Source organism: Streptococcus parasanguinis (assembly GCF_009717775.1).
GTDB lineage: Bacteria > Bacillota > Bacilli > Lactobacillales > Streptococcaceae > Streptococcus > Streptococcus parasanguinis_AG.
This window is the reverse complement of record NZ_WMZF01000001.1, coordinates 488295-504283: the sequence shown is the minus strand read 5'-3', so window position 1 is coordinate 504283 and position 15989 is coordinate 488295. Positions and strand designations below refer to the sequence as shown.

Below are 15989 nucleotides of genomic sequence, written 5' to 3'. Positions count from 1 at the left end.
TTACTTTTATGACTAGTTTGGTATAATGAATGAGACTACAGATGGGACTGGGGCAGGAATGATTTTCTTTGAAAATGATTTCGTCTCGCTCCCTCTTTTCTGTGTGATCAAGGTTATTATTTATGGAAAAGGAGAATCATCTATGCTTTATATTTGGTCTTACTTGAAAAAGTATCCCAAGTGGCTAGCCCTGAATCTATTTTCAGCGGTCCTGTTTGTTATTGTCAATTTGGGCTTGCCAACGATTCTAGCTCGCATGATTGATGAGGGGATTAACCCGCGTGATGTGGATCGGCTATATTTCTGGGGCTGGGTCATGTTTGCGATCATTTTGCTTGGGATTGTGGGACGGATTATCTTGTCTTACGCGGTTGGTCAACTAACGACCACCATGGTCCGCGATATGCGCAATGACCTCTATGCTAAGTTACAGGAGTACTCGCATCGCGAGTATGAGCAAATTGGGGTATCGTCATTGGTCACTCGCTTGACTTCGGATGCCTTTGTTTTGATGCAGTTTGCGGATTCTATGTTGAAGATGGGGGTCATTACACCCTTGATGATGGTTTCCAGTGTTCTCTTGATTCTCACGACCAGTCCTTCTTTAGCGTGGATTGTAGCGGTTTCTGTACCATTTCTTGCTGTCGTCGTCTGGTATGTAGCAGTTAAGACACGTCCACTTTCCGAGAAGCAACAAAAGACCCTGGACCATCTTAATCAATTTGCACGTGAAAATTTGACTGGACTTCGTGTGATTCGTGCCTTTGCCCGTGAAGAATTCCAGGAAGAGAAATTTGCGGCTGAAAATGCAGTCTACGCAGAAAACTCGAATAAATTGTTCAAACTTACTGGTTTGACAGAGCCCTTATTTGTGCAGATCATCATTGCTATGATTGTGGCGATTGTCTGGTTTGCTTTGGATCCTCTTCATGACGGTAGTTTGAAAATTGGGGATCTGGTTGCTTTTATTGAGTATAGCTTCCACGCGCTCTTATCTTTCCTCTTTTTAGCCAATCTCTTTACCATGTATCCTCGGACTGCGGTTTCTAGCCGTCGTCTCAAGGAAATCATGGATATGCCCATTTCGATCGATCCAAATGAGAATGGTGTAACAGAAACAGCATCTCGTGGCTATTTGGAATTTGACAATGTCACCTTTGCTTATCCAGGTGAGACGGAGAGTCCAGTTCTTCACAACATTTCCTTTCAGGCCAAACCCGGCGAAACGATCGCCTTTATCGGCTCGACCGGTTCTGGGAAATCATCGCTTGTGCAGCTGATTCCTCGATTCTATGATGTAACACTTGGGAAGATTTTGGTGGATGGTGTGGATGTCCGTGACTACAATCTGAAAGCCCTTCGCCAAAAGATTGGTTTTATTCCACAAAAGGCCTTGCTCTTTACAGGAACCATTGCTGAAAACCTTCGTTATGGGAAAGAAGATGCATCTGTCGAAGAATTAGAACAAGCGGCTGATATTTCCCAAGCCAAGGAATTTATCGACAGCCGTGAGGAACGCTTCGACACGCATTTAGCAGAAGGTGGTAGCAACCTTTCGGGTGGTCAAAAACAACGCTTATCCATCGCTCGTGCTGTTGTCAAAGATCCAGATGTCTTTATTTTTGATGATTCCTTCTCTGCCCTAGACTACAAGACGGATGCCACTTTGCGGAAGCGTCTCAAAGAAGTTACAGGAGATGCGACCGTCTTGATCGTAGCGCAACGTGTGGGAACCATTATGGATGCGGATCAAATTATTGTCTTGGACCAAGGGGAAATCGTTGGTCGAGGAACCCACGATGAATTGATGGAAAGCAATGAGATCTATCGCGAAATTGCCAATTCGCAGCTCGATAGTCCATCATTAACAGAGGAATAGAAAGGAGAAGCAGATGAAACAAGAACAAAACAGTTTTAGTAGACTATGGACTTATTTGAGAGCCTATCGCTTGGAAGTTTGCTTGTCCATTTTCTTAAAAATCCTGAGTGTCGTCATGAGTGTTGTCGAACCCTTTGTTTTGGGGCTTGCCATTACTGAGTTGACAAAAAATCTCATGGATATAGCAAAAGGCCTTGCGGGAGCTGGTCTTAACACCTCCTATATCGCGATCATTATGACGCTCTATCTATTCCGTGGGGTCCTCTATGAGTTGGGATCTTATTATTCCAACTATTTCATGACTAATGCTGTTCAAAAGACCGTTCAGGACATGCGAAATGATTTGTCCCATAAAATCAATCACATTCCCGTTTCTTATTTTGACCGGCATCAGTTCGGAGATTTGCTGGGACGTTTTACTAGCGATGTCGAAACCGTCTCGAATGCCTTGCAACAGTCCTTCTTACAAATCGTCAACGCTATCTTTACCTTGCTCTTTGTCATCAGCATGGTCTTATACTTAAACATCCAGCTGGGGCTAGTGGTCATCTTGTCCATTCCGATCACTTATTTCAGTGCTCGATTTATCATGAAAAAATCGCAGCCTTACTTTAAAGAGCAGGCAGATGTTTTGGGGGCAATGAACGGATTTGTACAAGAAAATTTAACAGGCTTTAATGTCCTTAAGCTCTACGTCCGGGAAAAATCTTCCCAGGAAGAGTTTCATGATATTACCCATCACCTTCAAAAGGTAGGATTCAAGGCTAATTTCATTTCCGGCTTAATGATGCCGATTTTAAATGGGATTTCAGATTTGACTTATCTCATTATCGCTTTGTTTGGTGGCTTGCAAGTGATAGCAGGCCGTTTGACTGTCGGGAATATGCAGGCTTTCGTTCAATATGTTTGGCAGATCAACCAACCAATTCAAAACTTGACCCAATTGGCAGGTCAGCTACAAAGTGCTAAGTCGTCTCTAGATCGGATTTTCCAAGTCATGGATGAACCAGATGAAGTAGCAGATGTGACAGAAACCCTCTCTGGAGATTTGACAGGGCAAGTCAGCTTTAAAAACGTTGATTTCCAATATGTAGCGGACAAACCCTTGATTCGTGATTTCAACCTAGAAGTCAAACCAGGTGAAATGGTGGCCATTGTCGGACCAACCGGAGCAGGGAAAACAACTCTGATTAATCTGCTCATGCGCTTTTACGATGTGACTGCGGGATCGATTACAGTGGATGGTCATGATATTCGCCATCTGTCACGCCAAGATTACCGCAAACAATTCGGAATGGTGCTTCAGGATGCTTGGTTATATGAAGGAACCATCAAAGAAAACCTTCGCTTTGGTAATCTCGAGGCAACGGATGAAGAAATTGTGGAAGCTGCAAAGGCAGCCAATGTCGATCACTTTATCCGGACGCTTCCTGGTGGTTACAATATGGAAATGAACCAGGAGTCTAGCAATATTTCTCTAGGGCAAAAGCAACTTCTAACTATTGCGCGTGCGCTCCTTGCTGATCCCAAGATTTTGATTTTGGATGAAGCGACGTCTTCTGTCGATACGCGTTTAGAGCTCTTGATTCAAAAAGCGATGAAGAATTTGATGAAAGGGCGGACTAGCTTTGTTATTGCTCACCGCTTGTCTACCATTCAAGAAGCAGATAAAATCCTTGTCCTCAAAGATGGTCAAATCATCGAGCAAGGAAATCACCAATCCTTGTTAGCAGACAAAGGGTTCTACTATGAGCTCTACAATAGCCAATTTTCAAATAAAAAAGCGGAATAAGCGCGTGTCATCAAAAGAGGTTTGAGATAGAATTCTCAGCCTCTTTTTCTTGCTCACTTTTATTACTACATAAAAAGGTTAACATATCTGCAACAAATTGATACAGAATATTCACACAATTCACCTTGTTTGTCATGATATTTTTTATTAGGATAGAATTGTTGTAAAAAATAAAAGGAGAAATGTGTGATGAATCATTTAAACAAAGATATCGTTTTTGGCATTCGCAAGTCTAAGCTTGGAGTCTTTTCTGTCGTGATTGCGATCATGGGGGCTTGTTTTTTGACTGGACAATCTGTGGCAGCTGATCAAGCTGGAGAGCAGACACAAATCCAAACACAAGGGCAAGAAGCGACAACCTCTGATCCCGCTAGCTCTCAAGTAGATACCAGCCAATATGGCGCATCTATGCCTTACACCCGTTATGAAGCAGACAAAGGGAACCTCCTTGGAAAGGCAGAGGTAGAGCAGTCTCAAGACAGTCACTCAACAGCTATTGAAGCTTCTGATCAGACTTATGTCGCTTTAAAAGAAAAAGGAGATGGTGTCTCCTTTAAGGTAAATGAACCAGCCAATGCCTTAACTGTACGCTATACAGTGCCAGATGGAGCCAGTGGACAACTCGATGTACAGGTGAATGGTCATAGTGTTCAACAATTGGATCTTTCATCCACGTCTAACTGGCAGTACTTGAATGACAAAGGTGTTCATGATAGTGCCCAGGCTGATACACGCGCTCGGTTCCAATTTGATGAAGTACACAGCCTCCTTCCAGGCCTTCAGCTTCAAAAAGGAGATGTGGTTTCACTGGTGAAAAACAGGTCAGACGACGTCCATTACGGCCTTGACTTTGTGGAATTCGAGCAAGCTCCAGACCCGATTGCTCAAGGGGATAATGCTATCAATATTGTTTCTAAAGGAGCTACGCCAAACGACGATACTGATGACAGCCAGGCCCTCTATGATGCGATTTATGAAGCTAAACAAACCGGAAAGAATGTCTATATCCCAGCTGGGCGATTTAATCTCAATCGAAAAGTCGGTATCGATGCTTCTGATATGAAGATTTCAGGGGCTGGTATCTGGCATACCCAACTGCATTTCACTAGCGACCTAGCTGGTGGCGGTGGTTTTGACTTCCTTCATCAAGATAACCATGTTGAATTTAGCGATGTCTATCTATCCTCCAACCTCCGTTCACGCTATGGTGAAAACGCTCAGTACAAGGCCATTTCTGGAACACCAGGGAAGAACTCTCATATTCACGATATTTGGGCCGAACACTTTGAAGTTGGCATGTGGATTGGCGATTATGCTGGCAAAAATGATATGAAGTACACAGATGGTCTAGTAGTAGAAAATGTCCGTTTGCGAAACAATTTAGCTGACGGAGTTAACTTCGCCCAAGGGACTAAGAATTCGATTGTCCGCAATTCTAGTATCCGTGGGAATGGAGATGACGGACTTGCCAGCTGGTCAAGTATTGCAGATGGGACAGAATCGGCAGTAGCAGAAAATAATAAATTCTTGCACAATACGATTGAACTCGGTTGGCGCGCTGGTGGTGTTGGGATCTTTGGTGGAAAAGGCCATGAGATTGCCTACAATCGGATTAAAGACAATATCGGTGATGCTGGAATTCGCTTGACGACTGTCTTTAAGGGCCATAACTTTGATTTGAATGAAGAAGGGATTCGGGTTCACCACAATCTCTTGGAGCGCACAGGAACGAAGAGCGATATCTACAACAAGCATCGTGGATCGATTGATGTTGAAACGCGCTATGGAGATATTAAAAATGTCACCATTGAGGACAATGTATTTGTAGCGCCATTTGATACAGGTGTGACCGATCACCTCAATCCAAATGGAGGTATCCTAAACCATGTCGAAGTCAGAAATAATCAAACCATGAGTCAACTCTCTCATTCAGCTCAAGGAGGACTATCTGCTCCTGCTTCAAAACCAGTTGTACAAGCCTTGAAGGTGAAAGAAAAACCCCTTCAAACAGGCGCAGTGAAAGTTCCCCTTCAACCATCGAAAGTTCAACCGTCTAAAAAACAAACCGGTCTGAATCTTAAACAAGCAAAGACAGTCACTAAAACAGTCAAACCTAACTATGTCTTAAAAGCAACAAATTCCAAGCAAAAGAGCTTTTTGAAAGCTCCGAGTGCTTTATTCCTTTACCGGATGATGGGGTTACGTCAAACGGTTTAAGAAGGATGGAAATCCTGGATACAATTCCAGGATTTTTTGCTTGCTGCTAGTCCTTCATTGACAGTGAGAAGGCATATCGGTATACTAGGTATAATCTAATGAGGAGGCCACCATAATGATTCGACCCGTTCAGCTCAGCGATGCAGCAGCTATCCGAGCGATTTACCAACCTTATGTGACAGAGACAGCCATTACCTTTGAGGTTGATGTGCCGACTGTCCAGGAATTTGAAAGTCGCATCATAAAAACGCTGACCCAATTTCCTTATTTGGTCGCAGAAGTGGATGGGAAAGTTGTGGGGTATGCCTATGCTTCGACCTATTATGCACGCGCTGCCTATGATTGGACCACTGAATTGTCTATTTATGTAGCAAAAGAAGCGCGTGGACAAGGGATCGGATCGGCCCTTTATACTGCCTTAGAAGAGGAGTTGCAAGCACGAGGCTACTTACGCTTTCTGGCTTGTATCGCAGTTCCGAACGAAGCGAGCATTTCCATGCATGAAAAGCGAGGGTATGTCCAAGTGGCTCATTTCCCAAAGATTGGCTATAAGTTTAACAAATGGCATGATATCGTCTGGATGCAAAAGACGATCGAAGGGCCGGTGAGAAAAATACAGTAGAAATCACGACATTTGTAAATCGCAATAGTTAATTATCCCTGACTTTTTCATAGGCTAAAATGATACTAATAAAATTACTGAAAGAGACCGGAAAGTTGTGATGGTCTCCCCTACATGAAAGGAGCCTTTATGACTGAAGAACAAAGTGCTAGGCTGTTACCTCAAAAGCCCTCCAGATGGGCCAAAATTCTACTTAACCGAAAGGTTCCCATTCTTCTGTTCTTCTTACTGGAATTGGCCTTTCTTGTCTTTTCATATCTCAGTCTACAAGAGCATTTCCCATCCATTATCTTATGGGAACACTTGTTGAGTGTCTTTACCTTCTTTTACTTGCTCAATCGTTCCATGGATTCTCGTTCCAAACTGTCCTGGGTGATTATCATTGCCCTCTTTCCAATTTTTGGGACAGCTCTGCTTTACTTTTCGTTAGCTGATTTGGGTGTGAGACGCTTGAAGAAGCGGCTTGAGGATGCTACAGTGCAGGCATCTGACTATCTAAGCACCGATCCAGAAGTTGCTGATTATTTATCCCAAAGTGATCGCCAATTACAGAAATTAGCTTATTTTTTGGAGCATAGTCCAGCCCAGTTTCCTATCTACAGCAACACAGAGGTAACCTACTTTTCACTTGGAGATGACATGCTTCCAGCCTTGTTGGAGGATTTGAAAAAGGCGGAGCGTTATATCTTCATGGAATATTTCATTATCGACGAAGGGATCATGTGGGGCGAGATTTTAGCCATTTTGGAGGAGAAGACCAAGGCAGGTCTGGACGTTCGTGTCATGTTTGATGGAATGAATGAGATGACTACCTTGTCCTATGATTATATCGAGCGCTTGCACAAGGTTGGGATTAAAGCCCAGGCCTTCTCACCAGTCAAGCCTATTCTATCAACCTATTACAATTACCGAGACCATCGAAAAATTACAGTAATTGATGGTCAAGTTGCTTATACTGGTGGCGTTAATATCGCTGATGAGTATGTCAATAAACGAGAACGCTTTGGTCATTGGAAGGACACGGCCCTTCGCTTAGATGGTTCAGCAGTTCAAACACTGAAAGCTCTCTTTTTGACCATGTGGAAAGTGACTGGAATAGAAGATAAAAGGGATATGGAGCGCTATCTACAAGAAAAACCTCAACAAAGAAAGAGTCAGGGCTTTGTACTCCCTTATGGCAATTCACCATTGACCTATCACAAAGTGGCTGAGGATGTTTATCTTCATTTACTGAATACATCGACCGATTATGTTCACATCATGACCCCTTATTTGATCTTGGATGACGAATTGGTTAGAGCTATGACTTTCGCGGCCAAACGAGGAGTAGATGTTCGGATCATTATGCCAGGGATTCCAGATAAACAGTATGCCTTTGATATTGCGACGACCTATTTTAAAGCCCTCTTGGATGCTGGCGTCCGTATTTTCCGTTATAGCCCAGGCTTTGTCCATGCTAAAGTATATGTTTCTGATAGCCAACAAGCTGTGGTAGGAACCATTAATACAGACTACCGAAGTCTTTATCAAAATTTTGAAGATGGCGTATATCTTTATAAGAATCCGGAAGTGCTTAACATTGAACAAGATTTTGAGAGAACCCAGTCTCTCTCGGAGGAAGTAACATTGGAAAGTTTGTCAAAAATTCCTATAGCACATCGTCTAGGTGGTTATCTCTTTTCTTTGATTGGACCTTTGATGTAAAAAAGGAGGAATCATATGGATACAAAAATTCTTTTGAAATTGTTAGAAGACCAAGCTGATCCAGAGAAAGTCCCAGCAATGGAAGCTTATATGAAAAATAAATTCAGCTTTCTTGGCGTTCAAAAACCAATTCTCAAAAAGATTGAAAGAGATTTTTTTAAGCTTTTCATAAAGAATCCAATTGATTGGGCTTTTGTGGAAGAGTGTTGGCAGCAACCCTACCGTGAGTTCCAATATATTGCTATGGATTATCTGGATAAAAAGAAGAAGGAGCTTAGACCTGAAGATTTTCCAAAGCTAAAGGAATTGGCTCAAACCAAATCCTGGTGGGACAGTATAGATCAATTGGACCTTATCATCGGAGAGATTACTTTTCACTATCCAGAAACCAAGCAGGTTATGCTGGATTGGAGTAAGGATCAGGACTTTTGGTTGAGGCGGATTGCCATTGATCACCAGCTTATGAGGAAAGAAAAAACAGATACGGATTTGTTAGAAAAAGTGATCCTCAATAATCTAGGTCAAAGCGAGTTCTTTATAAATAAGGCAATCGGCTGGAGTTTACGCAATTATTCCAAGGTTAATCCGGATTGGGTAGGGGCCTTTATCGACCGCTATCGAGAGCAGTTATCTCCTTTGAGTATTCGAGAAGGAAGCAAGTACCTACCTTCTTGACAGTTTGTGGATGTTCATGGTAAACTAGATTTATGCGATGAGTCGATTGGCTCTTAGGAGCCTTTTGCGCTGAGGAGGTCTACATTCAATTGTAACGCAGGAGCGGACCTTGAACAGTTGTGTGAACCGGCGGTTCTCACCGAAAGGTGCCTCAAATCCTGGTCTTCGGATCAGGATTTTTTTGTACCTTCAAAGGACCGAAACTATTATAATACAGTTGCTACAAAGTTATGTTGGTGTTATAATATAGTAAAGTGCCTCGTGTCAGAAAGGAGTGGAGTTGATTGGGAGATTTCTATCATTCTAATGATTCAGCATCTACAGACTATTCGCAGAAAATTGAGGATCTTGAAAACTCCAAACAATTTCAGGATGCAATCGGATTGATCCGAGAACAGATGAAGAACAATCTTAAGTGGAATGTTTTGCGATCTTTTGGTATTATTTGTGCCATACTGTCTCTCATTTTATTGCGTTTTGCAGCTATTCCTTTGATCCTTTTAGTGGTTGGTTTGTATTATTGGCCACAATATAAAAAAAGAAAAGCCTTGTTTGGGGATCGAATTCGTTCGAACGATGAAATCTATCTTGATGATATCTTGTCGCCTGTATTAAAGGAAGTTTTTCCTAAGGCTTCGATCAAAGAGGACGGTTCCATCCCTTCTGAAGCTCTCTCGCATTTATGTCCTCGGTCGACTGATTTTCTGTGTTTCAAAGAGCTATCATTTCATGATGACAAAGAGCTGACGGTGTCAAATCTCTATGCCCATCATACAGAGACTCGTTACCGGACATCTAATGGTCATACGAGGACGGAACATGTGGAAGTTACAGATTTCCTTGGACAAGTGTTCTCTTTATGTCTACCGATCAATTTCTCGGGTCATCTTCGGGTGGTTCCGACCAAGAAATCATTTCTTTTTAAGAGGGAGGTGAATGGGGTTTATCCTGGAGCCAGAGGAGATGAAGTTCAGATTGAAACCGAGGATATTCGCAATAACGAAAATTACAATATCTACTGCACGGATGAACTGTCTGCCCGTAAATTTCTCACCCCTAAGATGTTGGAATGGTTTGATCGACAAATTTCTCAAAATGCCATGTGTGTATTTTTGAAAGACAAGAAACTATTTATTTCTTTGTATACCGATCGCTATATCTTTCCGACGCCCCAAAAACCAGAAGATATTGATCAACTATCTTTGGTATCTGAATATCATAAATTATGCAGAGAACTAGCTTTAATTAAAGAAATAACAGCAATTTTTGAAGGAGAAGCATCATGAATCTCATTATCTGCTTAATCATATTTGTTGCCCTATTGGCTATTTGGTTTATTAGTGTAGGAAATCGTCTCAATCGCTATCTAGTGACCATTGAAGAATCAAAGAGAACGGTCGATATCGTTCTCGTAAAACGCTATGATACCATTTCGGAAATGCTAAAAGTAGCCAAAGCTTATGCCAAACATGAGCAAGAGATTTTCACTGATTTAGTTGCTTTACGCCAAGGAGCAACTATTCAAGAATCCAACCAAGTCATTACCAATCAAAATGATGTCTTGGCACAAATTCGTGCAGTGGGTGAAAACTATCCAGAGCTCTTGTCTTCTAACCAATTCTTGGCCCTACAAAAGGAAATTGCTGACGAAAATGAAGATCTTGCTGCAGCGAAGCGAATTGTTAACAGTAATGTCAGCCACATCAATCAAGAAATTGTTTCCTTTCCAGCGTCTATCGTAGCAGGTGTAAAGGGGATCCATCAAGTTCCATTTCTTGCTGAAGAAACACAAGGTAAGAAAGATTTAAGTGATTTGAACTATGACCTGAATTAAAGAGCTTTTATGATAAATAACCATTAAAAATCCTGGTCTTAGAATCAGGATTTTTTCCTACTGTTGGTACTTTTCATTTATGCCAAAAAATTGTATAATAGTACAAATACTCAATTTTTAGAAAATTTTGAAAGAGGATTTACTATGGGATACACAGTTGCTGTTGTCGGTGCTACAGGTGCCGTTGGTGCTCAAATGATCAAAATGTTGGAAGAATCTACTCTTCCAATCGATAAAATTCGCTACCTTGCGTCTGCACGTTCTGCAGGGAAAGTCTTGCAATTTAAAGGTCAAGACGTGACCATCGAAGAAACGACTGAAGACGCATTTGAAGGGGTTGATATTGCACTTTTCTCAGCTGGTGGTTCAACATCTGCCAAATATGCACCTTATGCGGTGAAAGCAGGCGCAGTAGTGGTTGATAACACTTCTTATTTCCGTCAAAATCCGGATGTCCCATTGGTAGTTCCTGAAGTGAATGCACATGCTCTTGATGCTCACAACGGAATCATCTCTTGTCCAAACTGTTCAACCATCCAAATGATGGTAGCGCTTGAACCAGTCCGTCAAAAATGGGGCTTGGACCGTATCATCGTGTCTACTTACCAAGCTGTTTCAGGTGCTGGTATGGGAGCTATTCTTGAAACCCAACGTGAGTTGAAAGAAGTCTTAAATGATGGAGTTAATCCACGTGATGTTAAAGCAGAAATCTTACCTTCAGGTGGAGATAAGAAACACTATCCAATCGCCTTCAACGCTCTTCCACAAATTGATGTCTTCACAGATAATGACTACACATACGAAGAAATGAAGATGACAAACGAGACTAAGAAAATTATGGAAGACGATAGCATTGCTGTTTCAGCAACTTGTGTGCGGATTCCAGTCTTGTCAGCTCACTCAGAGTCAGTCTACATTGAAACAAAAGAAGTGGCACCAATTGACGAAGTGAAAGCTGCTATTGCAGAATTTCCAGGTGCAGTCCTTGAAGATGATGTTGCTCACCAAATCTATCCTCAAGCAGTCAATGCTGTAGGTTCACGTGATACCTTCGTTGGACGGATTCGTAGAGACTTGGATGCTGAAAAAGGAATCCACATGTGGGTTGTTTCAGATAACCTCCTTAAAGGAGCTGCTTGGAACTCAGTCCAAATCGCAGAAACCCTTCACGAACGTGGACTCGTACGTCCAACAGCTGAATTGAAGTTTGAATTGAAATAGGGAGAAAAACAGAAATCAGTAACTCGAAGAGTTTGATTTCGTAGTTTTTCCCCCGCACAGTTGATTAGGAAGTACGAATGTTGCAAACATGAGTAGTTCCAATCAACCACTGCGTCACGATTCAGAAATCTGCAACTCGAAGAGTTTGATTTCTTCCTCAGCTTTCTAACGAATCAACTTGTTTTATGAACAGATCATGAGGCAAAGGCAAGCAAGCCCCAGCCTCTTTCTTATATAGAGAAAGGTTTTTCTATGTCTTATAATGATTTAAAAGATTGTAAAATCATCACTGCATTTATCACCCCCTTCCATGAAGATGGAACCATTAATTTTGACGCTCTTCCTGACTTGATCGAGCACCTCTTGGCTCATCATACAGACGGGATTCTCTTAGCTGGAACGACTGCGGAAAGTCCAACTCTGACCCACGATGAGGAATTGCAACTCTTTGCGGCTGTTCAAAAGATTGTCAATGGTCGAGTTCCTTTGATCGCTGGTGTCGGAACCAATGAAACCCGCGACTCGATTGAGTTCGTTAAAGAAGTGGATGCTTTTGGTGGCTTTGCAGCAGGATTGGCTATCGTCCCTTACTACAACAAACCATCCCAAGAAGGAATGTATCAACACTTTAAAGCGATTGCGGATGCATCTAATCTTCCGATTATTATCTACAATATTCCAGGGCGAGTGGTTGTCGAAATGACACCAGAAACCATGCTTCGTTTGGCAGAACACCCAAATATCATTGGGGTAAAAGAGTGTACAACCCTGGCTAATATGGCCTACTTGATTGAACACAAGCCAGAAGAATTTCTCGTCTATACAGGGGAAGATGGAGATGCTTTCCATGCGATGAACCTTGGGGCTGATGGAGTGATCTCAGTGGCTTCTCATACAAATGGAGATGAAATGCATGAGATGTTCCAAGCCATTGAGCACAACGATATTAAAAAGGCTGCGGCTATCCAACGTCAATTTATCCCTAAAGTCAATGCTCTCTTCTCATATCCGAGTCCAGCTCCTGTCAAAGCTGTCTTAAACTATATGGGCTTTGAAGCAGGGCCAACTCGTTTGCCATTGGTGCCAGCACCGGCAGAAGAAGCGAAACGCATCATCAAGGTTGTAGTAGATGGGGATTACCATGCTACTAAAGAGATCATTACGGGAGTCCTTCGTCCGGATTATTAATAAAATTGTCATGAGGAATGTATGTCAGAGTTAGAAAAAACAGAGTTAGAAAAAACGGATTCAGAAAAATCAGAACTAGAAAAATTTAAAGAACGTCATGGTCTTGAAAAGTTAGATGGTGTGATGATCCATGATAAACCGACCATTAAAACAGGCGAAAAAGCTGGATGCATCGGCGCTCTCTTACTTTTAATTGGATTTGGTACAGGAATTATTTTATTGCTAGTTCATTTCATATTCGATTTCGATTCCAAGCTACTCAATCTTCTTTGGGAAACGGTAGCAGCTTTAGGATTTATTTTTAGTTTAGCAGGAGCTTTTCAAATTGGTCCCCTTACGATTCACCGCTACTCAAGAGAAGCCGACAAGGATAAACATTTTGAAATTGATAGAGCCTACAATCTCTATAATGTTCTCTATAAACCGACTAAAACAGTCCTTCTCCAATATGATAGTGACGAAGATCAGCTCATTGCTGTCAATGCTGGTGGTGAACTATTAGTGGAACTCCTTAGAAAAGTAGAGATGGAGAAGTTACCTCTGAAGAAGATTTTGAAGACCTTCCGTTTGGATCATGTCTCTGACAATCTTTGGAGATTGACCTACAGCTATAAAAAAGAAGATGTGGTCATGGAAAAAAGTGATCGTTAGATTTTTTCATCCAATCAAGCACAGTAAGTCCTGAAAAGAGCTTTGATTCTTGGCAAAAAAATTATATAATAAAGTAGTAGGTCTTCATTTCTTTCTAAGGGAAATGAAGTATTCATGAAAATTTAAACAAAAAGGAGACTCCGATGGAAGTCATTAAACGTAGTGGAGAAGTGGTTGAATTCAACCCAGATAAAATTTACCAAGCTATTTTGAAAGCTGCGCAAGTTGTCTATGTTTTGACAGATGATTTGCGACAAAACCTAGCTCAAGTGACCAAGAAAGTTGCTATGGATTTGGATGAAGCCCAAGTAGAACGCGCAACCATCAGTATGATCCAATCATTAGTGGAACAACGCTTGTTGGGAGCAGGTTATATTACCATTGCAGAACACTACATTTCTTATCGCTTGCAACGTGATTTGGAACGGAGCGGCTATGGTGATCATATCGCCGTGCATTTGCATTTTGAGCAAATTCGCTAGAATATGAAATAGAAGTTACTTCGGTAGCTTCATTTTTTTGTATTCTCGTTTAAGGCTGAGAATTCAAGAAAACATGGTATAATAGAAGAGATTGAACTGGAAAGGAATGGAGAACATGGCAACTATACAATGGTTTCCTGGACACATGTCCAAAGCTAGAAGACAAGTACAAGAAAATTTAAAATTTGTGGATTTTGTGACGGTTCTGGTAGATGCTCGTTTACCCCTATCAAGCCAAAATCCTATGTTAACGAAAATTGTTGGTGATAAGCCTAAATTAATGATTTTGAACAAGGTAGACTTGGCAGATCCTGTGGCAACAAAAGAATGGCAGGACTATTTTGAGTCTCAAGGCATTAAAACCTTGGCTATCAACTCCAAAGAGCAATCTACGGTTAAGAAGGTCACAGATGCTGCTAAGTCTTTGATGGCCGATAAAATTGCTCGTCAGAAGGAACGAGGGATTCAGATTGAAACCCTTCGGACCATGATTATCGGGATTCCTAATGCCGGGAAATCAACTCTGATGAACCGCTTAGCGGGGAAAAAGATTGCTGTTGTTGGAAATAAACCAGGGGTGACCAAGGGGCAACAATGGTTGAAAACCAATAAAGACCTTGAAATCTTGGATACTCCAGGGATTCTCTGGCCCAAGTTTGAAGATGAAGAAGTGGCCTTAAAGCTTGCTTTAACAGGCGCCATTAAGGACCAGTTGCTTCCAATGGATGAAGTGACCATCTTTGGCCTCAACTATTTTAAAGAGCATTATCCAGCTGTTTTGCAGGAACGTTTTAAACAAATGGATCTAGAACAAGAAGCTCCTGAAATCATTATGGAAATGACCCAGAAATTAGGATTTCGTGAGGATTACGACCGTTTTTACCAACTCTTTGTTAAAGATGTTCGCGATGGAAAATTGGGACGGTATACGCTGGATCGTGTAGGTGAAATAGATGCCAACAATTAAAGAAGTTAAAGAGCGTTTGGCAATGATTGACGAGCTAGATCATCCCTTCTTTGAAGAGTTGATCCTTGATGGTCGAGCAAGCGTTCAAGCGGCTATCAGCAAACGAAAACGCGAACTCCAAAAACAAGTGGACGAAGATTTGCGTTTGGAAAAAATGCTAGCCTATGAAAAAGAACTTTATACTCAAGGGATTCAGCTCATTGCAGGAGTGGATGAAGTGGGACGTGGTCCATTAGCGGGACCAGTTGTTGCAGCTGCCGTGATCTTGCCGAAAGCTTGTAAAATTCCAGGACTCAACGATAGTAAAAAGATTCCAAAATCAAAACACAAGGAAATCTATGAGGCTGTGCTCCAAAACGCCATTGCGATCGGAATCGGCATCAAGGATAATCACGTGATTGATCAGGTTAATATCTATGAAGCTACGAAGCTAGCCATGAGGGAAGCCATTGGTCAGCTAGAGCCTCAACCCCAGCATCTTTTGATTGATGCCGTGAGGTTAGATCTTCCTATTTCCCAAACTAGTATCATCAAAGGGGATGCCAACTCCTTATCCATTGCTGCAGCATCCATCGTAGCCAAGGTGACTCGGGATCAGATGATGGAAGAGTTTGATCGAAAATATCCGGGTTATGATTTTGCACAGAACGCTGGCTATGGGACAGCTAAGCATCTGGCTGGCCTCGACCAGCTGGGAGTGACCCCTATCCATCGGCGTTCGTTTGAACCCGTCAAATCAATGTGTGAGGATTAGGTT

At 41.9% G+C, this 15989-nt stretch carries 13 protein-coding genes and 1 pseudogene; 13 read left to right on the top strand and 1 reads right to left on the bottom strand.

From position 1 onward, the window contains the following. Positions 1-142: 142 nt before the first annotated feature. From GMC92_RS02575 to dapA, 10 genes are all read left to right on the top strand, one after another. Positions 143-1879: an ABC transporter ATP-binding protein gene (locus GMC92_RS02575; protein WP_023918197.1), complete on the top strand. Its 1737-nt coding sequence runs from the start codon at positions 143-145 to the stop codon at positions 1877-1879. A 13-nt stretch (positions 1880-1892) separates the two neighbouring features. Then, a complete protein-coding gene (locus GMC92_RS02570) occupies positions 1893-3671 on the top strand; it encodes an ABC transporter ATP-binding protein (RefSeq protein ID WP_023918195.1) in 1779 nt (592 codons plus the stop codon). 189 nt (positions 3672-3860) lie between these two features. Further along, on the top strand, positions 3861-5888 hold the full coding sequence (locus GMC92_RS02565; RefSeq protein WP_155199630.1) for a glycosyl hydrolase family 28-related protein: 2028 nt from the start codon (positions 3861-3863) through the stop codon (positions 5886-5888). A gap of 115 nt (positions 5889-6003) precedes the next feature. Further along, complete coding sequence (locus tag GMC92_RS02560; RefSeq protein WP_155167729.1) at positions 6004-6510, top strand: GNAT family N-acetyltransferase; 507 nt, start codon at positions 6004-6006, stop codon at positions 6508-6510. A 129-nt stretch (positions 6511-6639) separates the two neighbouring features. Further along, complete coding sequence (gene cls / locus GMC92_RS02555) at positions 6640-8214, top strand: cardiolipin synthase (protein WP_155199629.1); 1575 nt, start codon at positions 6640-6642, stop codon at positions 8212-8214. A 15-nt stretch (positions 8215-8229) separates the two neighbouring features. Continuing rightward, entirely contained in the window at positions 8230-8889 is a 660-nt protein-coding gene (locus GMC92_RS02550) for a DNA alkylation repair protein (protein ID WP_155199627.1), read from the top strand. A 284-nt stretch (positions 8890-9173) separates the two neighbouring features. After that, complete coding sequence (locus GMC92_RS02545; protein ID WP_155199626.1) at positions 9174-10175, top strand: DUF3137 domain-containing protein; 1002 nt, start codon at positions 9174-9176, stop codon at positions 10173-10175. After that, positions 10172-10723: a LemA family protein gene (locus GMC92_RS02540; RefSeq protein WP_155199624.1), complete on the top strand. Its 552-nt coding sequence runs from the start codon at positions 10172-10174 to the stop codon at positions 10721-10723. The genes GMC92_RS02545 and GMC92_RS02540 overlap by 4 nt, the downstream gene beginning before the upstream one ends. Before the next feature lie 144 nt (positions 10724-10867). Next, on the top strand, positions 10868-11944 hold the full coding sequence (locus tag GMC92_RS02535) for an aspartate-semialdehyde dehydrogenase (RefSeq protein ID WP_036757608.1): 1077 nt from the start codon (positions 10868-10870) through the stop codon (positions 11942-11944). 252 nt (positions 11945-12196) lie between these two features. Beyond that, a complete protein-coding gene (dapA, locus tag GMC92_RS02530; RefSeq protein ID WP_155199622.1) occupies positions 12197-13132 on the top strand; it encodes a 4-hydroxy-tetrahydrodipicolinate synthase in 936 nt (311 codons plus the stop codon). Positions 13133-13140: 8 nt separating this feature from the next. Here the strand turns inward: dapA and GMC92_RS10920 are convergent. Next, positions 13141-13188, bottom strand: a pseudogene (locus GMC92_RS10920) (hypothetical protein); the annotation flags it as partial. 738 nt (positions 13189-13926) lie between these two features. On the opposite strand from GMC92_RS10920, the gene GMC92_RS02520 reads away from it, so the two are divergent. The 3 genes from GMC92_RS02520 to GMC92_RS02510 all read left to right on the top strand — a co-directional run bounded on the left by GMC92_RS02520 (position 13927) and on the right by GMC92_RS02510 (position 15986). Continuing rightward, positions 13927-14265, top strand: coding sequence for an ATP cone domain-containing protein (locus GMC92_RS02520; protein ID WP_003001449.1), 339 nt, complete (start codon positions 13927-13929; stop codon positions 14263-14265). Positions 14266-14380: 115 nt separating this feature from the next. Beyond that, positions 14381-15232, top strand: a complete 852-nt coding sequence (ylqF, locus tag GMC92_RS02515; RefSeq protein WP_155199620.1) for a ribosome biogenesis GTPase YlqF — start codon at positions 14381-14383, stop codon at positions 15230-15232. Then, complete coding sequence (locus GMC92_RS02510) at positions 15219-15986, top strand: ribonuclease HII (protein ID WP_155199618.1); 768 nt, start codon at positions 15219-15221, stop codon at positions 15984-15986. Before ylqF ends, GMC92_RS02510 begins: the two co-directional genes overlap by 14 nt. Positions 15987-15989: the final 3 nt, after the last annotated feature.